Genomic DNA, 23,492 nt, shown 5'->3' on the forward strand with positions numbered 1-23,492 from the left:
AGCGATACCGAAGCGGCGCATCGCGACTTTGGCCGCTTATCGCGATAGCCTGCTCCAAGGCCTTTCAGAGGGATCTAAGACGCACGATCAACGTCTTCGAGCGGCGGAGTGCGGTGAAGGCTGCGCCGAGCGCGATGATACCGAGACCAATCATCAGGATCTGATTGTATCCGCCCCACAATGGTTCCAGGATGGATGCCAATCCTGCCGCAGTGATCGTTGCCATTCGATGCTGTTTGGCCATCGGGCCGGAGAAGTCGCTCGGATTGCCCGTGGCCCGGCCGAGTTCCCGGACATAAGCCGTCAACACGGCAAAAGCGCCGGCGGCCCAGCCGAGTCCCGGCATGCCGATCCCATATCCAACGCCCGCGAAGATCAGGAGATCGGCGACGCGGTCCGGGAACTCGTTCCAGAACGGGCCGTCCGGTTCTCCCTTTCCGCCTTCGACGGCGACCATGCCGTCGAACAGATTGCAAAGCAGCCGGCCCTGGCAGCAAAGCACGGCCAGCAGCAGGTAGGCGATGCGCACCCAACCGGCCGTTTGTCCCGCCATATAGAAGGCGCTACCGGCAAGAGCTGCCGCGACCATGCTGGCTTGGGATATCTGGTTGGGGGTGATGGTTTTCGACGCCATCCATCGCGCGATCGAGCCTGCCCAGCGGGTGTTGCGGCTTGCCAGCGGCCGCCTGTCGCCTGTCTCGGTCATGTCCCGGCACCTCGTCTTGCGGAGATCGAATAATTGTAGATCGTGGCGTAGCTCGTCGATACCAGAAGCGGAACCGCGACGGTTCTGAAGATTTCCGGCGTGCCGCTCGCGGCATGGATCGCAACGAGAACAGCGGTTGAGCCGAGGCAGGCAATGAGCGGCGGCGCCCATAACCGTGCCAGACCGTGAAAGCGCTTCGAAAGTCCGTCGATCACCGATTTCAGGAAGAGTGTCAGGCAGGCGGACATGACGCCTTGCACCAGGCCGGAATAAAGCGGCCTTGGCATTGCATAGGCGCGATTGGCAAAGACGGCCCAGCCGCCCATGGCAAGAAAAGCGAACAGCACATGTATCGTCCCGCTGCGTGCGAGGCGCTTCAGCACGTCCGGCATCACAGCGACCACCAATAGCGCACGATATGGAAGAAGATCGGCGCCGAGAACACGACGGAATCCAGCCTGTCGATGAGGCCGCCATGACCTTCGATGAGATTGCCCCAGTCCTTGACGCCGCGGTCCCTCTTGATCGCCGACATTACCAGGCCGCCGAAGAAGCCCATCAGCGTGATGATGAAGGCGAGAAGCCCTGCCTGAACGGGCGTGAACGGGGTTATCCACCAGAGGGCGGCACCGATCAGAGTGGCGCTGATGACGCCGCCGACAAAGCCCTCGACCGTTTTGGACGGCGACAGTTTCGGTGCGATCTTGGTGCGTCCGAACAGCTTGCCCCACACATATTGCAGCACGTCGCTCAGTTGGACGACAATGACCAGGAAGGCGATCAGCAGCACGTTGCGGCCGTCGTAGTCCGGTATGTTGAGGGTCAGCAGCGCCGGGACGTGCGAGGCGCAGAACACGCAGATCATCAGTGCCCACTGCACCTCTGCAATGCGTATCAGAAAGCGCTCCGTATCGCCCCTGAGCACCGATATGATCGGCATCAGCAGGAACGCATAGACAGGGATAAAGATCGAGAAGATGCCGTATTGTTCAGCCCAAAGCAGATAGTACTGAACCGGCACCACGATGAAGAAGGCTGCGGCCAGCGCCCAGTGATCGGCCCTGCGGGTATTGATGAGGGTCACAAATTCCCTGAGCGCGGCAAAAGAGCAAAAACCGAAGAGAACGAGAACCCCGATGCGGCCCGCGACGAAAGCCAAGCCGATCAGGACGACCATGATCCACCAGGCCTTGATCCGGGCATTGAGGTTTTCGATCGCCGCATTCGAGCCGTTCGGCGAGAGGCGCTGCTGCAGCACGTAACCGACGGCCGATGCAAGAATGAGCACGCCGAAAATACCGGCCACCAGCGTCAACAGATCGGAACTCGCGGCACTCATTCACCACTCCCGGCAGGCTTGGGGGACAGAGCTAGAAGAGCAGTCTGCATTCGTTCAAGGAAAGCGTCCTTGGCTTCATCCGGCGCCAAGCGCAGGGCGCTACCGAAGGTGACGGTGCAGATCAGTGGTATCGGGACGATCTCCCCCTTTGGCATGACCCGGTTGAGATTGTTGATCCAGACCGGAACCAGATCGATGTCGGGGCGCGCCGCGACCAGATGAAAAATGCCGCTTTTGAACGGAAGAAGCCGGGCATCGGACTGGTTTCGCGTGCCTTCCGGAAAAAGGATGAGCGATGAGCCGGCATCGATTGCCGAGGCCATCTGCTCAACCGGATCCTCTGTCCTCTTGTCCCGCTCCCTGGCGATCAGAACCGCATTGAAAACGTCACGGCCAATAAAGCGGTTGAGCCGTGATTTCAGCCAATATTCAGCACCGGCAACCGGACGAGCATGGTGACGCAGCCTTGGCGGCAGCACCGTCCAGACCAGAACGAAGTCACCGTGGCTCGAATGGTTGGCGAAATAGATGCAAGGGCGGGACGGCAGGCCTTCCTCGGGCCATATGGCGCGAACCGCTGTGACCGCGCGGGCAAATACGACGATCGCCGCCGCCACGGCCCTTGTTATGAAACCCTTCATTCGTCCCCCGGTCGACGTGAAGCGACAGCACTGATCAAAACTCTAGCATTGTCGCCGTCGGAAGAAAGGAACTTTGCAGAATTCCAACGAAAAAACAGGAGAGTGCCATCGCGGGCTTTGAGCCACCTCCATCCCACACGGACGAAGAATGCGCGCAGATTGGTCAGTCGCTGGCATGAAGAACGACACTTAGATATAGGTCGTCTGCGCCGCGTTGATCGACGAGATGAAGCTCTTGGTGCGATCCTGTCTCGGATCGCTGAAAATCGCTTCGGCCGTGCCGGACTCCACCACTTTCCCGCTCTCGAGAAAAACGACGTGATTGGCGATCCGCGAGGCAAGCCGCAGGTCGTGCGTCGCCATCACCATCGTCGTTCCCTCGGCTGCAAGCCGGCCGAGCACATCGATGACCTCAGCTGACAGTTCAGGATCGAGAGCCGAGGTCGGTTCGTCGCAGAGCAGAACCCGGGGCGAAGGCGCGAGCGCCCGGGCGATTGCCACCCTTTGCTGCTGTCCGCCGGAAAGCTCCGACGGCCAGGCATCCGTTTTATGCGCCATTCCCACCTTGGTGAGCAGTTCGCTGGCGCGGCGGTGGGCTTTTTCTTGCGGCCATTTCAGAACGGTCGTCAGCCCTTCCATGACGTTCTCGATCGCAGTGCGATGCGGGAAGAGCTGGAAGTTCTGGAAGACCATGCCGGTCTGGCGGCGGATCTTCTGGATCGACTTCCAGCCGATCTTCATGCCCGGCTCGAAGTCGAGCTTCTCGTCACCGATACGGACGGAGCCGGCCGTCGGGATCTCCAGGAGGTTGATGCAGCGCAGCAGCGTGCTCTTGCCGCCGCCCGAGGGACCGATGAGTGCGGTCACGCTTCCTTCCGGGATACCGAGGCTGATGTCCTTCAGGATAACCGCGTCGCCGAACCGCTTTTCGATGTTGGAAAGCTCGATCATCGGTTTGACTCCAGCATGCCGCCATAGCGGGCGAAGCGCTTTTCCAGCCTGTTCTGCAGTGACGACAGCACCGAGCTCAAGGCCAGATAGATCAGGGCCGCCTCGATATAGAGGATCAGCGGCTCATAGGTCGTCGCGACGATCCGTTGGGCGGCCTGGAAGAGCTCCGGCACAGTGATCGCCGCGGCAAGCGAGGTATCCTTGACCAGCGAGATGAAGGTGTTTGAAAGCGGCGGCACGGCGACGCGTGCTGCTTGCGGCAGGATGGTACGGCTCATCGCCTGGCGCCAGGACATGCCGATCGAATAGGCCGCTTCCCACTGCCCCTTCGGGACCGAGGAGATGACGGCGCGGATGATCTCGGAACTGTAGGCGCCGATATTCAGGGTAAAGCCGATCAGCGCCGCGGGGAAGGCGTCGAGCAGGATGCCGATGCTCGGCAAGCCGTAGAAGATCACGAAAAGCTGCACCAGAAGCGGGGTGCCGCGGATCACCCAGACGTAGAACCTTGCGATCAGCGCGAGCGGCGCCGGACCGAACAGCCGGGTGACCGCCGTGATCAGGCCGAGGATGAGCCCGATCAGGAAGGACAGCAATGTCAGCGGCACCGTAAAACGGATGCCCGCCCATAAGAGGGTCGGAAGTGAATCCGACATCAATTGAAGCCAATGCGGCACGACGTGATCCTCAAAAAATGACGCGTCCGGCGCGGGCGCCGGACGTTATATCCATGTACGTCAAGAGCGGGAACTGGCAGCCTACTTCGAGACGTCTTGCCCGAAATACTTGTCGGAGATTTTCTGATAGGTACCGTCGGCCTTGATCTCCGACAATGCCTTGTTGATTGCGCCGAGCAGTTCCGGTTCGCCCTTGCGGATGATGATACCGGAATAATCGGCATTGTCCTGCTGCGCGGCGATCTTTACCGGCGCGTCGGGTTTCTGCTTCTTGAAATCGAGGAAGGAGAGGCTGTCATTGATCGTCGCGTCGGCGCGGCGTGTCAGCACAAGCTGGATCGACTGGTCGAAACCGTCCGTGCCCACCAGTTCGGCGCCTGCTTGTTCGGCGATTTTGCCGAAATTGCTGGTCAGAGACTGGGCGGACTTCTTGCCTTTGAGATCTGCAAATCCCTTGATGTCGCCGTTGTCCTGGCGAACGATCAGTACCGCCTTGGAAGCGATGTAGGGATCGGAGAAATCATACTTCTGCTTGCGGGCTTCGGTGATGCCGACCTGGTTGATCACGGTATCGTAGCGCTTGGCATCAAGGCCGGCGATAAGACCGTCCCACTTTCCTTCGATGAATTCAGCCTTGACGCCGAGTTTCGCGGCAACGGCTTGCCCGATCTCGACGTCGAAACCGGCGAGCTTGCCGCTTGCGTCATGAAAGGTGAAGGGCGCGTATGTTCCCTCGGTGCCGATCTTGAAGACGCCCGCGGACTTGATGGCAGCGAGATTTTCGCCGGCGAGAGAAGGGGTGAGGGCCGCCACCTGAATAAGGGCCGCTGCGACAATGGTTTTCAGCCGGAACATTTGGGTCATCCTTTCAGCAGTGCTTGCTGGCGACTAGATGACAGAAAATAGGACGTCGCGATTGAAAGAAAACCGCGAATAAAACCGGCAAATGCAAATATTTTGCTCAAGTGGGTGCCGGCATGTAAGCCTTTGAGGTGATGACCGACGCGGGCGGCTGCTAACCGAAGAAGCTTCTGCCCCTAGCTGGGCACCGGACGCTGTCTTCGTGATCACCAAATAGGACTATGACCGGAGTTTCTCAGAAACTTGGCCACGGTTATGGTCAGCAAATGCCGCTCGGCTCCTCCATCAAAGCACATGTTGCGCCATCAAGCTCGGGGTCAAAACCCTACAGCAGCTCGTATTTTTTGAGGATCTTCCTTATTTTTTCGTCCTGAGCCTCGTCTGGAAGCAGGGCGGGCTGTCTGCTCGCGCCAACTGACTTGTCCTGGAGGTAAAGCGAACGCTTGACCATGGCGGGCGCAAAGCCCAGGGCATAAAGTTCTGTGCGAAAGGCGGTATAGATCGCCTGCTGACGCTCCGCTTCCGCGATGTCGCCGGAGTTAAAGGCCGCAAGGATGCCGGCGAGCACATGAGGCAGGGCGTTCCCAAGGCCAGATATGCACCCTGCAGCACCGTTCTGCAGCGACCATAGGATGAGGTGGTCCGGCCCGGAATAAACCTCGAAACCCGGGTTTTCTTTCGAGACCTGAAGGTAGGCCGCCAGAGTTTCCTGAGCGCCGCCGGAATCCTTGATGCCGGCGATATTGCCGTGCCCGGCAAGCTTTGCGGCCGTCGCCGGCTCGATGTGGTTCTGGGTCCGGGCCGGGATGTCATAGAGATAGACCGGTGTCTTGACCGCATCCGCCACCGTCGAGAAATGGCGGGCCAATCCGTCCTGCGTGCAGGCGATGAAGAAGGGGGTGATGACGGCGATGCCATCGACGCCGATCCGGTCAAACTCTTTGGCCAGTTGCACCGTCTCGAAGGTGGCCGGCATCCCAGCATTGACGATGACTTTCGCGCGCCCCGCCACCTCGTCGACCACATGTTCGGTCAGGCGGATCTTCTCTTCGTGGGTGAGTGCCGTGAAATCGCCGTTGGTGCCGGCGCACATGATGTTGTTGCCTGCCGCCACCTGCCGGCGCACCTGCGCGCGCGTGGCTTCGTAGTTGATCGTCTCGTCTTGGTTGAAGCAGGTCACAAGTGCGACAAAAGCATTTCTGGTCATTCAATCAACTCCGCTTGTCCGCCGGTCGGCGTTATATCAGGCACGTTTGAGACGGGCGGCCCGGTGTTCGGCCTGAACATCCGGGTCCGGATCGAGGCTCGCCGCCAGAAGCGCTCGCGTATAGGCTTCGCGAGGCGCCTCGAAGATCTCCCGGACTGTTCCCAATTCCACCACTTCGCCCTTCTGCATCACCATGACGTAGTCCGCGAAGTCGCGAACGACGGGCAGGTCGTGGGCGATGAAGATGAAGGAGATGCCTATGTCCCGGCGCAGCTTGTCGAGAAGCGCGATGACCTGGGCCTGCACCGATACGTCGAGCGCCGACACGGCCTCGTCGCAGACGATCAGCTGCGGTTCGAGCGCCAGCGCGCGGGCGATCGCAATCCTCTGCCGTTGTCCGCCGGAGAACTGGTGCGGATAACGGCCCATGTGTTCGGCCGAAAGGCCGACCTGCACGAGCAGTTCCGCGACCCGCTCCCGCCACTGACGTTTCGGCAGGATATCGGGATGGATGGCCCATGCTTCGGATACGAGCTGGAACACCGTCATGCGGGGATTGAGCGACTGGGTGGGATCCTGGAACACCATCTGAAGGTCGCGCCGGAGCTTGTAGAGTTCCGACGGCGAGAGCTGAAAGAGATCGCGTCCCTTCCAGTGCGCCGTGCCGGCATCCGGCTCGTCCAGCCTCAGGAGAACGCGGGCGAGCGTCGATTTGCCCGAGCCGCTCTCTCCGACGATTGCCATGGTCTCGCCTGCCCTGAGGTCGAACGAGACGCCCTTCAGCGCTTCGAAGGAGCCGTAGCGCTTGCGGACGTCCCGGACGCTGAGGAGCGGTTCGCTCCCTTTCTGCGCGACGTGCATCTCGCCCTTCCCGGGGGCGGCACCGATCAGCTTTTTAGTATAGGGATGCGTCGGGTTCTTGTAGACATCGCGCACCGTGCCGGTCTCGACCAGCTCGCCTTTTTCCATGACGACCACACGATCGGCGATTTCGGCCACCACGCCGAGATCATGGGTGATGATCAGCACGCCCATGCCGGTTTCCTGCTGCAGTTCCTTCAACAGCGCCAGCACCTCGGCCTGAACCGTTACGTCGAGCGCGGTGGTCGGCTCATCGGCGATCAGCAGGTCGGGACGTAGGGCAAGCGCCATGGCAATCATCACCCGCTGACGCTGCCCGCCGGAAAACTCGTGCGGATATTTGCCCATGGCGCCTTCCGGATCGGGAATGCCGACCCGCGTCAACAGGCGCAGAGCTTCGCTCCTGGCCTGCCCGGCCGGCATGCCGTGGGTCGTCATCGCCTCGCGGATTTGCCATCCGACGGTATAGACCGGGTTCAGATGGCTGAGCGGGTCCTGAAAGATCATCGCGATCCGCCGGCCATTGGCCTCGCGGCGCGTATGGGCCGGCATGGTCAGCAGATCCTCGCCGTCGAGCAGGATCTGGCCGGAACTGATCCGGCCGGGCGGCATGTCGATGAGGTTCATGATCGCCGAAGAGGAGACCGACTTGCCGGACCCGCTTTCGCCGAGGATCGCCAGCGTCTCGCCGCGGTCGAGGTAATAGGAGATATTGCGCACCGCTCGCACGACGCCGGCGGCCGTGTGGAATTCGACGGAGAGATTGCGAACTTCCAGCAAATGCTCAGCCATTCTTTCGGCCTTTCATTTCCAGGCGCCAGCGCTGAACCGGATCGAGCGCGACGCGCAGCCAGTTCGACAAAAGGTTCAGCGACAGAGTGGTCATGATGATCGCAAGCCCGGGCCAGAACGAGAGCCACCAGGCATTGGTGAGATACTGGCGCCCCTGCGAAATCATCAGCCCCCAGGTGATCGCGGGTGGCTGGATGCCGATGCCGAGAAAGGAAAGGGCGCTTTCGGCCAGCATGACATAGGCGAAATCCAGCGTCGCCAGCGTGGTGAGCGTCGGGAAAACGACCGGCAGGATGTGGCGGAACAGGATGCGGTTCTGCGAAGCGCCCATGACACGTGCCGCCTGCACAAACATCCGCTCGCGAATCTCCAGCACCTCGGCGCGGGTGGTGCGAAGGTAAACGGGGATGCGGGTGATCGACAGGACGGCGACAAGATTCAGGATTGAGGAACCCAGAAGATAAAGGACGATGACCGCGATCAGCAGCGAGGGGAAGGACATGATGACGTCTGCCAGGCGCATGATCACCTGCCCGACGCGGGGAGAGGAAAAGCCCGCGATGAGGCCGAGCAGCGTGCCGATGACCGACGACAGGATCACCGCGCCGGCGGCGACCATGAGCGTGTTCTGCGTCGCAACGATGATGCGGGCGAGCAGCGGCCGGCCGAGAGCGTCTGCCCCCATCCACCACACCCATTCACGGCTCCAGTCGAACGGCGCGAGGTTGCGGCCGCGCAGGTTCTGCTTGGTGGCGAGCTCCCCGAGCCAGGATGGCCCGACCAGGGCAAGCACGATGATCACGAGCAGGAAGATGACCGCGCATAAGGCGAATTTATCGGCCCAGAGCATTCGCGCCATGCGGACCGGGAAGGGAGGCTCGTGGGTGATTGTCGTATCGGAGGTGGAAACACTCATCCTTGCGTTCCTCAATGACGGATGCGCGGATCGAGAAGCGCATAGGCAAGGTCGATCAGCAGGTTCATGAGGAAGATCGCCAGCGCTGTCACCAGGATCGCGGCAAGGACGACGTTGAAATCCCGCTGCAGGATCGAGTCGATCATCAGCTTGCCGACCCCCGGGAAACCGAAGATCGTCTCGACCACCACGGCGCCGTTCAGGAGGCTCGCCGCCTGGTCCCCGATGACGGTGATGACCGGCAGCATGGCGTTGCGCAGGGCGTGGATGAAGATGATCGGGCCGGCCTTGACGCCTTTTGCACGGGCCGTCTTCACATAGGCGGAGGAGAGCGCGCCGATCATCGAGCCGCGCACGACCTGAACGATAATGCCGAAGGGACGGACGAACAGCACGCCGATCGGCAGGATCCAGTGCAGGATCGAGCCGGTGCCGGAGGTCGGGAGCCATGCGAGGTTAACGGAGAAGACGACGATTGCGACGATGGCCAGCCAGAAATCCGGGACCGACGCGCCAACGAGTGAAATGATCGAGGAAAGCCGATCGAAGAAGCCGCCTGACCGGAACGCGGCGAGCGAGCCGACGACGATTGCGGCGGCCGTGACGAGCGACATGGTGATCACGGCAAGCCAGAGCGTCCACACGAAAGCTTCGGTGACGACATCCAGCGCCGGCCGCGCCTTGCGAAGCGATTCCCCGAGATTCCCGGTCAGCACGTCGCCGACATAACGTCCGAACTGGACCATCAGCGGATCGTTCAACCCGTGAAGCTCGCGGAACTGCTGCTTCATCTCGGCGGAGGCCTCCACGGGAAGGAAGAGAGCGGCCGGGTCGCCCGTCAGGCGGGACAGGAAAAACACCAGCACGAGCAGCCCGACCAACGAAACCAAGCTCGCCACGGAGCGCTTACGAATGAAACTGAGCATGTCGCCCTCGACTATTGTGGCGGCGGATGCGTACCCGCCGCCCTTTGATCGTGATTGGAAATCGGCAGCCGATATGCCCAGCTTATTTGATACTGATCTCGGACAATTGCAGCATCGAATTGGTCGCGATCGTGGGCTTGAACTCGATGCGCGGCGAAACTCGTGAGAAGCCGACCATGTGGAAGAGAAGGCCGTCGGCAACGACGTCGTCATGCAGATAGGCGATCAACTGCGACCAGAGCTTTGCACGTTCATCGCCGACTGCCGCCGAGGCCCGCTTGATCAGGTCGTCGACCTTGGGGTCGGAAAAGCCCGACTGCGTCCCCTGCGAAGCATATTTGAAGAACATGGTGAAGGACGGATCGCCCTTGGAGTTGTCGTGCATGGCGGCGACGATGATCGGGCCACGACCTTCCTTGAAAGGCTTGGAATAGTAGCTCTCGTGCTCGGCCACTTCGACGAATTTCAGATCGACCTTGAAGCCGACTTCCTGGAGCTGAGACTGAACCGCTTCCATGATTTCGGTGACGTTCGGGAAGTTTGCCGTGCGGGCGATCAGCGTGATCGGCGTATCGACCTTCACGCCGGCGGCCTTGGCCTCCGCGAGAAGCTTCTTGGCACCTGCTGGATCATAGGGGAATACCTTGACGTCCGGGTTCCAGCCCTGCGTGGTCGGCGGAACCAGCGCCGTCGCCAGCACGGCACCGTCCGGCACCAGTGTGCCGATGAATGCCTGACGATCGATGGCCAGATTGAGCGCCTTGCGAACCCGCACGTCGTTCAGCGGCTGAATGTTGTGGTCGAGACGCAGATAGACCGTCTCACTGTCGAGATAGGAGAAGTCGGTCTTCGGATCGGTCGCATCCAGCTGCGAGATCGAGGGAGAAAGGTCAGCTTCACCGGCCTTCACCATCGTCGCACGCACGGACGGATCGGAGCGGAAGAGATAGGTCGCCTCGGTTACCTGCGGCTTGGCGCCCCAGTAGTCGCTGCGGGCGGCCAGCACGATCTGCTGACCCGGCGTCCAGTTCTTCAGCGCATAGGGGCCGGTTCCTATCGGCTCGCGGATGAATGCCAGCGGGGTTTCTTCCGGAACGATCGTCACCAGCGACATCAGCAAGGGCAGGATCGGCTGGGCCGGGTCGGCCTTGAAATCAATCGTATAGGGATCGACGACATTGGCGCTGATCTTCATGCCGCCGAAATAGCGGCGAGATTCGCAGGCGTTTTTGTCGCTCATCACGCGATCGAAGCTGTGCTTGACGTCCTTGGCGTCGAATGTCGTCCCGTTGGAGAACTTGACGCCCTGGCGGAGATGGAACCGCCAACTGCCGTCCTGGGTCTGCTCCCATTTTTCGGCAAGGCGCGGCATGACGCCCTTCTTGCCGCGGACATCGAGTTCGGTCAGTGTTTCACTGACGTTCTCCATGATGATGCGGCCGATATTGGAACGTGTCGCCATGCACGGCTCCAGCAGATCGGCTTCCTCAGGCAGCACGATCTTGATAGGGCCGAACCCTGCGTAAGCCGGCGGAAGCGCAGATCCAAGGATCAGCGCGCTCATCATCAGCATCTTCTTCATGTGGTTCACCTCCCAAGTGAATATAAATTGACCAGCACCGTTCCGATCGACCTGCCGTAGCCCGGTGGATGAACGGCTGATTTGATGATTGGCGAGCCGACCCGTAAAGGAGATCGGTGGCGACTTCGGAGGCTCCCGTAATTCGCTGCACCGCGATCGCCATATTCCTCCTGTGTTATCTTCCCTAAACCATGTTCTGTCCCGCATACTTTGTCAAATTGTTTTGCTATGTTATTTTTCAAGAAAAAATGGCGGTGAAAATAATCATTCATATACAGTATGTTATTGCCTATGGTGTGCTCGATATCGGTAGCATGCGCATTTTATAAAACTTGACAACTTTGCGTTTCTGGTAATTCTCGGCACCGAGAGGAGAGCTTTATGAGCCCTGACGAAATAGCGGCGGCAATGACCGGTGCGGTACGAATGGTGGCAGCTGAAAGGCACGAAGCCTTCCTGCCTTCCCCCATGGTGCAGAACCACGCAAGCTTCCTGCATCTCGCGGCCGACGGCGCGCTGATCTGCGCCTGGTTCGGCGGCTCGCTGGAAGGCAAGTCCGACATATCGATCTTCGCGTCTGTCCTCTTGCCAGGCTCCGGCCTCTGGGGTCCGCCGCAGAGGCTGAGCTTCGATCATGCACATTCCGAACAGAACCCTGTTCTGTTCACCGCGCCCGATGGCCGGCTCTGGCTTTTCCATACGTCACAGCCTTCCGGTAACCAGGACCAATGCCGTATCCGCGTCGCCGAGATCAGGCGCGATCAGAACGACGCGACAAGGCTGACATCGGAGGCCGGCCGCTATCTCGATCTGCCGCAAGGGTGTTTTGTCCGGGCTCCGCTGACGGTGCGGGATGACGGCGCATGGCTTCTGCCGATCTTCCGCTGCGTTCAACGCCCGGGCCAGAAGTGGAATGGAAGCCATGACACGGCAGCAATCGGGATATCGAACGATGCCGGGCAAACCTGGCGCCTTGAAGAATTGCCGCAATCGACCGGCTGCGTCCACATGAGCCCTGTCGCCTTGCCGGCCGGCGGTCATGCGGCATTCTTCCGTCGGCGGCAGGCGGATTTCGTCTACCGAAGCGAAAGCGCCGATGGCGGCCGATCCTGGTCGGTGCCCGAGGCAACGGATGTGCCGAATAACAATTCCTCGATCGCGGTTATCCGGTTGAAGGACGGTCGGCTTGCGATGATCTGCAATCCGGTAAGCGCGGCTCATTCCGACGATCGCCGCGTTTCGCTTTACGACGAACTCGGCGAGAGCGACGAAAGGCCCGATGCCGATCCGACGGGCGGTTGCGTACCAGTTTGGGGTGTGACGCGCGCGCCGGTTTGCGTCTGTATTTCGGATGATGGCGGGTCAAGCTTTCCGGTCCGTATCCTGATAGAAGACGGTCCGGGCACCTGCCTGTCCAACGATTCCACCGATGGCCGGAACAAGGAAATGTCCTATCCCTGGCTTCTGGAAGCGCCGGATGGGGCGTTGCACATCGCCTATACCTATCACAGGCGGGCAATCAAATACGTGAGCCTGGCTGCGGGCTGGGCAGACGCGACTGACGGGAGAGTTTGATGAGCAATATCATCGGTATCACCATGGGAGACCCGTGTGGCGTCGGTCCGGAAATAACAGTCAAGGCGCTGGCCGAGATGTCCGATGCCGATCGCTCCGCAACGCGGATCTACGGCAATCTGCCGACACTGGAGGCGGCGCGCGATGCGGTAGGGGTCACGCTCGACCTCACGCCTTACGTGGTCGATCTTCCGGTCGAGGGCGCACCTCTGCCTTGGGGGCAGTTGTCGGCGGTGGCGGGCGATGCCGCGTTCCGCTTCATCGAGCGAGCCGTCAGAGATGCCGAGGCCGGCTCGATCGGCTGCATCGTCACGGCGCCGATCAACAAGGAGGCACTCAATCTCGCCGGCCATCACTATGACGGCCATACGGGCATGTTGCGCAGCCTCACCGGTTCGGCAGCGGCATACATGCTCCTGGCGTCCGATCGCCTCAAGGTGATCCACGTTTCGACCCATGTGTCGCTGCAGGAGGCTATCCGGCGCGCCACGACGGAACGGGTTCTAGCGACGATCCGCGCCGGCGACGCGCATCTGAAGCGCATTGGCTATGAACGTCCGCGTATCGCGGTTGCCGGCATCAATCCCCATTGCGGTGAAAACGGCCTCTTCGGTACGGAGGACGATGATCAGATTGCGCCGGCCGTGGCCGCCGCTCGTGCCGAAGGCATAGAGGTTCACGGTCCGATTTCCGCCGACACGGTTTTCCACCGGGCCTATTCGGGGGCCTTCGATCTGGTCGTCGCACAGTATCACGATCAGGGCCATATCCCGATCAAGCTCGTCGCCTTCGATACGGCCGTCAACGTCTCGGTCGACCTGCCCATCGACCGCACCTCCGTCGATCACGGCACCGCGTTCGATATCGCCGGCAAGGGGATCGCCAATCACGGCAACATGAATTCTGCCATCGCCTACGCGCGCAAGCTCGTGGCGGGGGTTCGGTAAGGAAAACGTCATGGCCATTGCACCCATCACACTCCACCAGCCGTTACGCCTCGCTATCGGTGCCGGAACGATCAGTCAGGTTGGCGTCTGGGCCGGCGATGTTACCTCGACCCTGGTGATCGCCACGCCGATCACGGCAGGCTTCGCCGACCGTCTGCTGTTACCCGGCCGGTTTTCGGTATTCGACGCCATTCCGGGCGAGCCGGATACCTCGACTCTGGATGCTGCGCTGGCGGCTGCCGGCAAGGCTCGTCCGCAGCTGATCGTCGGCCTCGGCGGTGGATCCGTATTGGATGTCGCCAAGCTTGTTGCGGTGCTGTGGGATTCCGAGCAGACTCTCGAAGACGTTGCCGGTCCCAATCGCGTCGCCGGTCGCCGCACGCGACTTGCCCAGGTCGCGACCACGGCGGGTACAGGCTCGGAGGCCGGGATCCGCTCGCTCATCACCGATCCTGTAAAGCGAGCCAAGATCGCGGTGGAAAGCCCGCATATGATCGCGGATTTCGCGGTGCTCGATCCTGAACTGACCTATTCGGTACCTCCGGCTGTGACGGCCGCGACGGGTGTCGATGCCATGGCTCACTGCGTCGAAGCCTTTACCAACCGCCGCGCCCATCCGATGATCGATGGCTTTGCCCGGATGGGGTTCGGGCTTGTCGGGCGATATCTGGCGCGTGCGGTAAGGGACGGGCAGGATACGGAGGCCCGCGAAGGGCTGATGCTCGCTTCCTATTATGGGGGCATTTGTCTTGGCCCGGTCAATACTGCGGCCGGCCATGCAATCGCCTATCCGCTTGGGACGCGGCTCAACTTGCCGCACGGTCTGGCGAATGCCATCGTTTTCCCGCATGTACTGGCTTTTAATCAGCCGGTCGTTGCCGCGAAGACTGCGGAGGTGGCTGTGGCGCTGGGCCTCGGCGACAATCTCTCCTCGGATGAATTACGATCGTCCGCACACGACTTCTGCGAAACGCTTGGCATCCAGATGTCGCTTGCAGCCCACGGCGCCAAACAGGACGAGCTTTCCCTCTATGCCGCTGAGGCGCATGCCATCCGGCGGCTGATGGATAACAACCCGGCCGAAATGAGTGTCCGCGATGTTCTGGGGATCTACGAGGCGGCATTTTGAAGTGACGATCGTCCGGCCGCAGGCGCCGGACACCGTTATTTCCAGTGGCGTGTACAGGTTTCACCGGTGCGACGATTGAAACAGCCGCTCGCGTGAACCCTTCAAATGGTCCAGCATCAACTGGCGCGCCGCTTCCTGGTCTCCGCGTGTGATCGCATCGGCGATCGCCTCGTGCTCTCCGAACACTTTCGCCAGCCCGGTCGCCTCTCTTTTCACGGAGGCGCCGTGGAATTTCATACCCACGGCAATGTGGTCCTTCAGGGCTTCCATCGCAGTGGAGAAGTAGCTGTTCTGCGCCGCCCGCGCGATAGCCAGATGGAACTGATAGTCGGCGTCTTCGCGATGGGTCTGGCGGTTCGTGGCGTCACGCAGCAATTCCAGGGCCTGTTTTATGGCCGCCAGGCTTTGCTTGTCGTGACGCACTGCCGCGGCGGCGGCGGCGGCGGGCTCGAGCGTCATGCGAAACTCATAACAGTTGAGGAGATCGGCGACATTCTCCAACTGGCCGAAACCCAGCGGCTCGCGGAGGCCGAGTGCCCGCACAAAGCTGCCGGCACCGCGTCTCGAATAGATCAGTCCCTGCTCGCGCAACCGTCTCAGCGCTTCGCGAATGACCGGCCGCGACACCTCGAATTCGTTGGCTAGCTCATGTTCGGTCGGCAACCGTTCATCCGGTCCGTATGCCCCCGACTTGATCGCGCGTAACATCCGCTCAAAGACGATATCGGGAAGGCCCCTGCGGGCAGTACCGCTCTCAAGCCCCATCGTTCAACCCTTCTCGCCCATAGCTATTCTTGCGATCTCACATAATGTGCCTGGCGTCCCGAATCCGCCGGATTTGGCGATGATGCATTGGCCGTCGATATAAGCCAAGCCAAGGCCCGGCAGACATTCCCCGAGAAGCCGGAATCTCGAGACATTCATTGCCTTCAAGACGGCCTCGGCAGTCGCACCGCCCGACAGAAGCAGAGTGGCGACCGGCGCAGTCATGTCCGGGACTGTGCTGGCCGCCAGCCTGTTCGATACCAGAAGCGGTGGATCGTCCTTTCCATCCGGCGTGGCTTGAACCAGCGTCACGGAATGCTGCAGTGGTCCGGTCCTCTCCGCGCGCCCGTTCGGCGCCGCAATATAGTCAAGCACTACCGACTGCCGCAGTTCTTCGACTTGCGCGAGCGTGATTGGGTCTCTCGACCCGATGACAAAAAGGGCGGGGCCGGGTTCAGGGAGGGCCGGTTCGGCGACCTGGCGACCGGTCATGTGACAGGCCAGCGCCTCGGCGAGGCCCCTGGCGCCGACAAGAAGATCAGCCCCGGCCTCGCGGCCGGTTGCCAGGGCCGCAGACATGTCCTCCTGTGAAAGGGTGTCGGGAATGATGGCGCGTTCGGCATGAACGCCAAGCGCATTGGTGACGCTCAGCGGCTTGCTCAGGCCAAAACCTTCGATATGTCCCGCTCGTACGTTTCGTCCAAAATCAGGTATCGCAGGCGCGACGAGAGCAAGGTGAAAAGGCGTCGCGTCGAGTTCGGCGGCGATATTGCCCTTGAGGCGGGAATCGATCTTCTTGAACAGCACGATGTCCGATGGCAGGGACAACAGGGTCAGGGCAGTCGCCTCCCGCGCAGCCTCCGCCCCCACTTCACGAGATCCGAGGTTGATCGAAAGAACCGCCGGTTTGGCTTGCAAGGCCGATTCGATAGCCTCCACATTCAACGCGATTTCAGCATGCAACCCCCTGCCGGCAAACGGGGCCGCACAATCAAGCGCGCCGGTAAGGTCGTCGGCAAGAATAACCAGCATATTGGACCGCATAATCTGTTGTTATCTTTTTGAGCGAAATTTGCTTATATTGTCAATTGGCTAACTCGCATATTTGACAAGTTTCCCCTCGCTCGCCTACCGCGGATGGGTCGATCGCGATAGGTTGTGATGGACCAGATCAATGGCTTTGCCGGGGAGGTGACGCGTGTGGCGCGCGAAGTAGCCACCGAAGGCAAGCCCGGCGGCAAGGTTCAGAGAGCCGGCTGAGCGGGGACGACCGCCTGAGCGACCCTTTCGGGCTCCGCGATTTCTCGCAACGGCATACTGCCTTGTTCAGACCGGCAGCCAGCCCGCGGCAAAGGGATGATCTGGGGAAAGCGGCATGCGTACGACCTGGCTTTCCCTTGCGGAGGCATAGATCGCCGTAACAAGCTCGATCGAATGATAGCTTTCCTGAAGCGATGGCAGGTAGAGGTCAGGTGCGCCGGTGAGGCGCGCGTGAACATCCGCGAATAACCCCGAAAATCGTGGAAGCACGTCGGGTACTTCTCGAATTGCCGCATCGATCTCGGGCTGCCGCGCGGAGTCGGTGGCTTCGAATTTCCACGGACCTGCGCCTATCTGATAGGGCTCTGCGCCAGATGTGACCGTGACATGCTCGAAACACATCCTCAGCCGCGAGCTGTTTCCGGCTGCACCCAAGGTGACCGAAGACGTGATCAGCGCACCGGTTGCTGTGCGCATCGAAAGCACGGCGCAATCCTCGGTCTCGATGGGATTGACGCGGGTATCGAGAAAGGCGGCAACCTCCACCACATCTCCCACAAGGTGAGTCATCAGATTGTGGATATGACAGGCATGGCTGACGAGCACGCCGCCGAGTTCGCCTTTCCAGGTGCCCCGCCAGCGCTCTGCGTAATAGTCAGATCCGCGTTGCCAGTGTGTCTCCAGCGCCACCACGTAAGGCCGGCCCAAGAGACCACGCACCTTCAATTCATGCGCAGCTCGGTAGCCGGCGCCGTAGCGATACTGGAATACCGGAAAGACCTGCCGCCCCGTTCGTTCGCAAAGTTCGGCGATCCGGCCCACGTCGATTATTGAACCGGCAAGAGGCTTCTCACAGACGACGTGTTTTCCTGCTTCGAGAGCGGCAAGCGTCATCGGTGCATGCAGTCGCGGCGGCAGGCAAATGTCGACCAGATCCACTTGGGGGTCGGCGAAGACCTCGTTGATGTCGGGAACGGCGCGGCTGCCTGGAGCCTGTTGCGCCGCGTCCTCAGCGCGAGGTAGATTGAGATCGCAGACATAACGGACATCGAAAAGATCGGCCAGTTGCGCATAAGCGGCGATATGAGCCTTGCCTATACCCGCGCCGATGACGGCGACACGGATGCGCTCCGTCATCGGTCTGCTTTCTCTTGCGCGATGAGTTGCGCCTGCAGCCCCAACCGCGTGGCAAGGAACGCATGGGACTGGGTCATGGCCGTTTCGGTTCGCCTTTCCAGATCGGCAGCCAGGCGGGCAAAGAACGGTTTTCCGGCACCTCTCGCCTCGAACCGCTGCACGCCGGACTTGTCGACCAGAAAGACGTGATCCTGGCCGTCGTGACCGGCGATATCGATGTATTTGCGCAGCTCGATATAACCTTCCGTTCCCAGAACGGTGATCCTGCCATCGCCCCAGACGGGAAGACCGTCCGGCGTCAGCCAATCCACTCGGGCATAACCGCGCCCGCCATTGCCTTCCAGCAGCACCTCGCCGAAATCCTGAAATGCAGGCCGATCCGGATTTGCGACATTGGTCACATGGGCGGAAACAACGCGGGCCTCAGTCGATCCGGTATAATGGAGAAACTGGTCGAACTGGTGGGCGCAGATGTCGGCAAGAATCCCGCCGCAGCGGGTCCGGTCCCAAAACCATGCCGGCCTGAGATGGGCATTCAGGCGATGCGGCCCAAGGCCAACCGTTTGAACCACCTTGCCGATCCGACCCTCAGTAATCAGCTGATCCGCCAGAGTGGCGCTCTCGACTGAGACGCGTTCCGAAAAGGACACGACCCAACGTCGCCCGGTCTCCTCGACGGTGCGTTGGATGCCTGCCAGCTGTTCCAGGCTGGTGCAGCCGGGTTTGTCGACCAGAACGTCCTTGCCGTGCGACATCGCTACCACCGCGACGTGAGCGCGCTCGCTGTTGATCCCGGACAAAAGGACAAGGGAAATGCTTTCGTCGTCGAGGATGGCCTGCATCGAGCGGGCGGGCAGATCCGGATAGGTTTCCTGGAACGTCTTGCGGACTGCCTCCGGGGTCTCCTCGCCGGTTGTCCATGCAACGAGCGTGGCGCCGGCATCCAGCATGCCGTTGATCATCCCGTAGATATGTCCGTGGTCTATGCCGATGACGCCGATGCGAAGGTTGAAAGCCATGGGAACTACCTGTTCAGGTGGATGCCGCGAGCGCGAAGCATCGATTGTATGTTGACCAACGAGCCCGTTTCGATGGAAGCGTTGGCGGCAATGCCGGTCAGGATGGACCAGGCGCCGGCGACATGATCGGAGGCACGGCCGTAGGGGTCGGGCTGCATGCTTTCCGGATCGAAGATATAACCCAGCATGACCGGATCCGCGCCGCCGTGATCCCCTGTTGCCTTCGGAACGGCAAGCTGGCGTGGAGGCTCGCCGGCCAGGTGAAGTTCCGTGGTGATCGCATCTTCATCCGCATGGGCGCGTTTACCGCCGAACACCCCATGGACCTCGACATGGCGATGGGTGATGTCGCCCTTGGTACCCTGAAACTTGATTTCCAGCCCCTCCCAGGGGGAATAGGCAGTCAGGGTGTAATTGGCGGTGACGCCCGAGGCGTAGCGGATATGCGCCTGCATCGTATCTTCGATGCCGATCTCTTCGTCGAATACGCAAAGGTCTCGGAAATAGCCGTCTTCGTGCTCTGCCTCCACATAGAGTTTGCGCAGGTTTTCGTCGGCTGCAAGGTCGAGCCGGAAATCGCACTTGTGGGCCACGGGACAGTCGCTGCAGCGCGGCCCACGACCCGCGAGACCAAGGTCCACCGCCGTTTCCGGTCGATAAAAGACGCGACGGCCAGAGGCCAGGACTTCCGCCGGCGCGGTCCCCAGCCACCAGTTGAGAAGATCGAAATGGTGGGTCGATTTGTGGACCAGGAGCCCGCCCGAATTCTCCTTCTGGCGGTGCCAGCGGCGGAAATAATCGGCACCGTGAACCCGGTCAAGGTGCCAGCGGAAATCGACCGCCGTTACCGTGCCGATCGCTCCCGATGAAATCAGTTCCTTGATTTGGGTGCGTGCCGGCGAATAGCGGTAGTTGAAGGTCACGGTGACCTTTCGGCCAGTGCGCGCCTGGGCATCGACGATCTGTTTGAGACGGCTGAGATCGATTGTCAGCGGCTTTTCGCAGATGACGTCGCAGCCGGCCTCAAAGGCACGAACGATGTAATCGGCATGCAGGAAATCAGGCGTTGCGACGACGACCGTATCCGGCTTCTGTTCCGCAATCAGGCGGTCGAAATCGGCGGCGAGGTAGGTGGCGACACCGTTCGTTCCGGGCTTTGAGGCCGCTTGGGCCGCTTCGCCGAGACGATGCGCGTTGCTATCGCAGAGTGCAACAATCTCATGTCTGTCGGCATAATCTTCAACAACGGAATTGCGGAACATCTGATGCCGTGAACCGCATCCAACAATGGCGATCTTCACTGTGCTTGGCTTTCTTTCTGGATGGGTTCGATGCGTTGACCTGCGCTATCGAAATAGTGGAGGTCGGAGAGGTCGAATCCGATGGTGACCGGGTCACCCATTCGGTAGGGCGTCCGCCCATTGTCGGTAGCCAGCAGCACCTGGCCCGAAGACAGGGCGATGTGCAGCAAGGTTTCGCTGCCTAGATATTCCACCAGCCGGATCGTGCCTTGGGCCGTGACATCGCCATTGCCGACCCGCAGCGACGAAGGCCGCACGCATAAGGTCAGCGCCTGGTCGTCGGCTGGGAGCTCAGGAATCGCGAAATCAGGCATGCCTGGGACCGACACCACCGTCTTGCCGGAGCCGCGCGTTGTTCTTGTCTGCAGCATGTTGATCTTCGGCGAGCCGATGAAGCCCGCGACAAAGAGGTTTTGCGGCCGGGTATAGAGTTCCTGGGGCGTGCCGAGCTGCTCGATCTTGCCGCCGCGCAGGACCACGATCCGGCTTGCCATGGTCATCGCCTCCACCTGGTCGTGGGTCACATATATCATGGTGGTGCCGAGGCGGGCGTAGAGCGAAGCCAGTTCCGCCCGCATCTGGACGCGCAGTTCCGCATCCAGATTGGAAAGCGGCTCGTCGAACAGGAAAAGCTGCGGCTCGCGCACGATCGACCTGCCGATGGCGACGCGCTGCTTCTGGCCGCCCGAAAGCTGGCGCGGCTTGCGGTCCATAAGCGGCTCGATCTGCAGGATGCGCGCCGCCTCTGCCACCCGCCGCTCCACCTCGGTGCGCGAGACCTTGAAGTTCTGAAGGCCGAAAGCCAGGTTCTTTCGCACGCTCATATGAGGATAGAGGGCATAGCTTTGAAAGACCATGGAGAGCTCGCGCTTGGAGGCGGGCAAGTCGTTGACGACCTTTCCGCCGATCGAGATCGTTCCCTCGCTGATGTCTTCGAGGCCCGCGATCATCCGCAGGAGCGTGGACTTTCCGCAGCCCGATGGGCCGACGAGAACCAGGAACTCGCCGTCGCGAATGTCCAGGTTCAGCCCCTGGATGATGGACAGCGCTCCATAGCGCTTGCCGACGTTTCGAAGCGTCAATCCTGCCATGCGTCTTGTTCCCTATTTCATTCCGGAGGTGGCGATGCCGCGCACGATGAGTTTCTGGAACAGGACGAAGAAGATGACGACCGGGACCAGTGAAAGGACCGACATCGCGAACATCTGGCCATAGGCGGACTGTCCTTCCTGATCGAGGAAGAGGCGAAGCGCCAGCGGCACGGTGTAGCTCTTGATGTCGTTGAGGTAGATGAGCGGGGCGAGGAAATCCTCCCAAACCCAGATCAGCGAGAAGATCGCCGCCGTGCCCATGGCCGGCAGTGAAAGCGGCAATATGATCGCCCAGTAGATCTTGAACGGCGAACAGCCGTCGATCATGGCCGCTTCATCCAGTTCGCGCGGGAGTTGGCGAAAGAACTGCACCATCAGGAAGATGAAGAAGGCATCGGAGGCGAGGAAGCGCGGCACGACCAGGGGCAGATAGGTATCGACCCAGCCGAGGTTCAGGAACTGAACATATTGAGGGATGAGAACCACGTGATAGGGGATCATCAGGGTCATCATCATCAGTGCGAAGAAGAAGCTGCGCCCGGTGAAGTTCAGCCGCGCGAAAGCATAGGCCGCGAACGAGCATGAGACCAGATTGCCGATCACCGACAGGCCGGTGACGATCGCCGAATTCACATAGAAGACGGTGAAGGAGATTGGCAGGGCGTACCAGCCCTTGGTGTAATTATCGAGCCGAAACTCGGAGGGCCAGAGCGTCAGGCTGCCGAAGATCTCGTTCTCCGGCTTGAAGGAGGAAGCGAGCAGCCAGAACAGCGGATAGAGCATGACGCATGACACGAGGATCAGGAAGATATGCTTCAGGATTCGGGCGTTGCGCTCGCGTTTGTCACGCTTCAGCCGCAGCTCGTGGGCTACGCGCGCGGCCTCGTCCATCTGGATGGCGAGTTCCAGATCAGTCGCGCTCGTTTTCATAGTGCACCCAATATTTGGAAGTGAAGAAAGCGATCGCCGTGAAGGCCGCTATGATGACTAGCAGGAACCAGGCAAGCGCCGAGGCATAACCCATGCGGAAGAACTTGAATGCCTCGTTGAACAGGTAGACCGTATAAAACAGAAGACTGTCCGCAGGAGCGCCGGTGCCGTTGGAGATGATGAAGGCGCTGGAAAAGGTCTTGAAGGAATCGATGGTCTGCAACACCAGATTGAAGAAGATGACCGGTGCAAGAAGCGGCAAGGTGATGCGGGTGAATTGCCGCCAACCGGGCGTCCCGTCGATTTCCGCCGCCTCGTAAAGATCGCGCGGTATGCCGCGCAGGCCCGCCAGAAAGATCAGCATCGGCGAGCCGAACTGCCACATGGCCAGCACGACGAGCGTATAAAGCGAGGTGTCGGGATCGGTGATCCACGAGGCTCCCTGAATTCCCACCATCGCCAGAACCTGATTGACGACACCGTCGGCCGCGAAAAGCTGGCGCCATAGGATGGCGATGGCAATGGATGCGCCGAGCAGCGACGGCAGATAGAAGATGGCTCGGTAAAGGCCGATCGTCCGCAGGCCCTTGTCGAGCAGCATCGCGACGCCGAGGGCCATGATCAGGCGTGCGGGCACAGCCAGGGCAACATAGGTAAACGTCACTTCCAGCGCTTTCCAGAAGCGCCGGTCCCGTGTGAACATGTATTCGTAATTACCCCAGCCGATCCATCGGGGCGCGCTCACCATGTCATAGCGGGTGAAGGAAAGATAAAGCGACGCAAGAATCGGCCCCAGGGCGAGCAGGAAAAATCCGATCAGCCACGGAAGAAGAAATACATAGGCCGGTGCATTGCGGGCAAAAAAACGCTTCATCGAAA

General features: G+C 60.7%; 23 protein-coding genes. 3 read left to right on the plus strand and 20 right to left on the minus strand.

The features are described from left to right. Window positions 1–64: 64 nt before the first annotated feature. The 12 genes from J2857_RS21085 to J2857_RS21140 form a co-directional block, all read right to left on the minus strand. Window positions 65–706: a CDP-alcohol phosphatidyltransferase family protein gene (locus J2857_RS21085; protein WP_210012050.1), complete on the minus strand. Its 642-nt coding sequence runs from the start codon at window positions 704–706 to the stop codon at window positions 65–67. Continuing rightward, window positions 703–1,098, minus strand: a complete 396-nt coding sequence (locus tag J2857_RS21090; protein ID WP_210012051.1) for a hypothetical protein — start codon at window positions 1,096–1,098, stop codon at window positions 703–705. The genes J2857_RS21085 and J2857_RS21090 overlap by 4 nt, the downstream gene beginning before the upstream one ends. Further along, a complete protein-coding gene (locus J2857_RS21095) occupies window positions 1,098–2,045 on the minus strand; it encodes a phosphatidate cytidylyltransferase (protein ID WP_210012052.1) in 948 nt (315 codons plus the stop codon). The genes J2857_RS21090 and J2857_RS21095 overlap by 1 nt, the downstream gene beginning before the upstream one ends. Then, window positions 2,042–2,686, minus strand: coding sequence for a lysophospholipid acyltransferase family protein (locus J2857_RS21100; protein ID WP_210012053.1), 645 nt, complete (start codon window positions 2,684–2,686; stop codon window positions 2,042–2,044). Before J2857_RS21100 ends, J2857_RS21095 begins: the two co-directional genes overlap by 4 nt. 189 nt (window positions 2,687–2,875) lie before the next feature. Continuing rightward, entirely contained in the window at window positions 2,876–3,637 is a 762-nt protein-coding gene (locus J2857_RS21105) for an amino acid ABC transporter ATP-binding protein (protein WP_210012054.1), read from the minus strand. Then, window positions 3,634–4,314, minus strand: coding sequence for an amino acid ABC transporter permease (locus J2857_RS21110; RefSeq protein WP_210012055.1), 681 nt, complete (start codon window positions 4,312–4,314; stop codon window positions 3,634–3,636). Before J2857_RS21110 ends, J2857_RS21105 begins: the two co-directional genes overlap by 4 nt. A gap of 81 nt (window positions 4,315–4,395) precedes the next feature. Then, a complete protein-coding gene (locus J2857_RS21115) occupies window positions 4,396–5,169 on the minus strand; it encodes an amino acid ABC transporter substrate-binding protein (protein ID WP_210012056.1) in 774 nt (257 codons plus the stop codon). A 331-nt stretch (window positions 5,170–5,500) separates the two neighbouring features. Then, on the minus strand, window positions 5,501–6,382 hold the full coding sequence (locus J2857_RS21120) for a dihydrodipicolinate synthase family protein (protein WP_210012057.1): 882 nt from the start codon (window positions 6,380–6,382) through the stop codon (window positions 5,501–5,503). 36 nt (window positions 6,383–6,418) lie between these two features. Next, entirely contained in the window at window positions 6,419–8,035 is a 1,617-nt protein-coding gene (locus J2857_RS21125; RefSeq protein WP_210012058.1) for an ABC transporter ATP-binding protein, read from the minus strand. After that, window positions 8,028–8,951: an ABC transporter permease gene (locus tag J2857_RS21130; protein ID WP_210012059.1), complete on the minus strand. Its 924-nt coding sequence runs from the start codon at window positions 8,949–8,951 to the stop codon at window positions 8,028–8,030. The genes J2857_RS21125 and J2857_RS21130 overlap by 8 nt, the downstream gene beginning before the upstream one ends. An 11-nt stretch (window positions 8,952–8,962) precedes the next feature. Beyond that, window positions 8,963–9,877, minus strand: a complete 915-nt coding sequence (locus J2857_RS21135) for an ABC transporter permease (protein WP_210012060.1) — start codon at window positions 9,875–9,877, stop codon at window positions 8,963–8,965. An 82-nt stretch (window positions 9,878–9,959) separates the two neighbouring features. Then, on the minus strand, window positions 9,960–11,459 hold the full coding sequence (locus J2857_RS21140) for an ABC transporter substrate-binding protein (RefSeq protein WP_210012061.1): 1,500 nt from the start codon (window positions 11,457–11,459) through the stop codon (window positions 9,960–9,962). A gap of 381 nt (window positions 11,460–11,840) precedes the next feature. Here J2857_RS21140 and J2857_RS21145 point away from each other — a divergent pair, with 381 nt between their 5' ends. Genes J2857_RS21145 through J2857_RS21155 form a run of 3 tightly spaced genes read left to right on the plus strand, consistent with a single transcriptional unit; the run spans window position 11,841 to window position 15,110 of the window. Beyond that, window positions 11,841–13,034, plus strand: coding sequence for a sialidase family protein (locus J2857_RS21145; protein ID WP_210012062.1), 1,194 nt, complete (start codon window positions 11,841–11,843; stop codon window positions 13,032–13,034). Then, window positions 13,034–13,981, plus strand: a complete 948-nt coding sequence (pdxA, locus tag J2857_RS21150; RefSeq protein WP_210012063.1) for a 4-hydroxythreonine-4-phosphate dehydrogenase PdxA — start codon at window positions 13,034–13,036, stop codon at window positions 13,979–13,981. Before J2857_RS21145 ends, pdxA begins: the two co-directional genes overlap by 1 nt. Before the next feature lie 10 nt (window positions 13,982–13,991). Then, on the plus strand, window positions 13,992–15,110 hold the full coding sequence (locus J2857_RS21155) for an iron-containing alcohol dehydrogenase (RefSeq protein ID WP_210012064.1): 1,119 nt from the start codon (window positions 13,992–13,994) through the stop codon (window positions 15,108–15,110). Between the two features lie 60 nt (window positions 15,111–15,170). Here J2857_RS21155 and J2857_RS21160 read toward each other — a convergent pair whose 3' ends face one another. From J2857_RS21160 to J2857_RS21195, 8 genes are all read right to left on the minus strand, one after another. Next, the gene (locus J2857_RS21160) at window positions 15,171–15,875 is read right to left on the minus strand and encodes a FadR/GntR family transcriptional regulator (RefSeq protein WP_210012065.1); all 705 of its coding nucleotides are present in this window, start codon (window positions 15,873–15,875) and stop codon (window positions 15,171–15,173) included. A gap of 3 nt (window positions 15,876–15,878) precedes the next feature. Next, on the minus strand, window positions 15,879–16,907 hold the full coding sequence (locus J2857_RS21165) for a four-carbon acid sugar kinase family protein (RefSeq protein ID WP_210012066.1): 1,029 nt from the start codon (window positions 16,905–16,907) through the stop codon (window positions 15,879–15,881). A gap of 294 nt (window positions 16,908–17,201) precedes the next feature. Further along, window positions 17,202–18,272 (minus strand): Gfo/Idh/MocA family protein, encoded by a 1,071-nt coding sequence (locus tag J2857_RS21170; protein WP_210012067.1) that lies wholly within the window; start codon window positions 18,270–18,272, stop codon window positions 17,202–17,204. Beyond that, window positions 18,269–19,291: a Gfo/Idh/MocA family protein gene (locus J2857_RS21175; protein WP_210012068.1), complete on the minus strand. Its 1,023-nt coding sequence runs from the start codon at window positions 19,289–19,291 to the stop codon at window positions 18,269–18,271. The genes J2857_RS21170 and J2857_RS21175 overlap by 4 nt, the downstream gene beginning before the upstream one ends. 5 nt (window positions 19,292–19,296) lie before the next feature. Next, window positions 19,297–20,553 (minus strand): Gfo/Idh/MocA family protein, encoded by a 1,257-nt coding sequence (locus tag J2857_RS21180; protein WP_245363644.1) that lies wholly within the window; start codon window positions 20,551–20,553, stop codon window positions 19,297–19,299. Between the two features lie 35 nt (window positions 20,554–20,588). Continuing rightward, window positions 20,589–21,683 carry an ABC transporter ATP-binding protein gene (locus J2857_RS21185; RefSeq protein WP_210012070.1) on the minus strand — a complete coding sequence of 365 codons (1,095 nt, stop codon included), beginning with the start codon at window positions 21,681–21,683 and terminating at the stop codon, window positions 20,589–20,591. Between the two features lie 12 nt (window positions 21,684–21,695). Next, the gene (locus J2857_RS21190) at window positions 21,696–22,466 is read right to left on the minus strand and encodes a carbohydrate ABC transporter permease (RefSeq protein WP_245363726.1); all 771 of its coding nucleotides are present in this window, start codon (window positions 22,464–22,466) and stop codon (window positions 21,696–21,698) included. 127 nt (window positions 22,467–22,593) lie between these two features. Next, window positions 22,594–23,487: a carbohydrate ABC transporter permease gene (locus tag J2857_RS21195; protein WP_210012072.1), complete on the minus strand. Its 894-nt coding sequence runs from the start codon at window positions 23,485–23,487 to the stop codon at window positions 22,594–22,596. Between the last annotated feature and the right edge of the window lie 5 nt (window positions 23,488–23,492).

Origin of the sequence: Neorhizobium galegae (assembly GCF_017877055.1) — a bacterium.
Taxonomy (GTDB): domain Bacteria; phylum Pseudomonadota; class Alphaproteobacteria; order Rhizobiales; family Rhizobiaceae; genus Neorhizobium; species Neorhizobium galegae_D.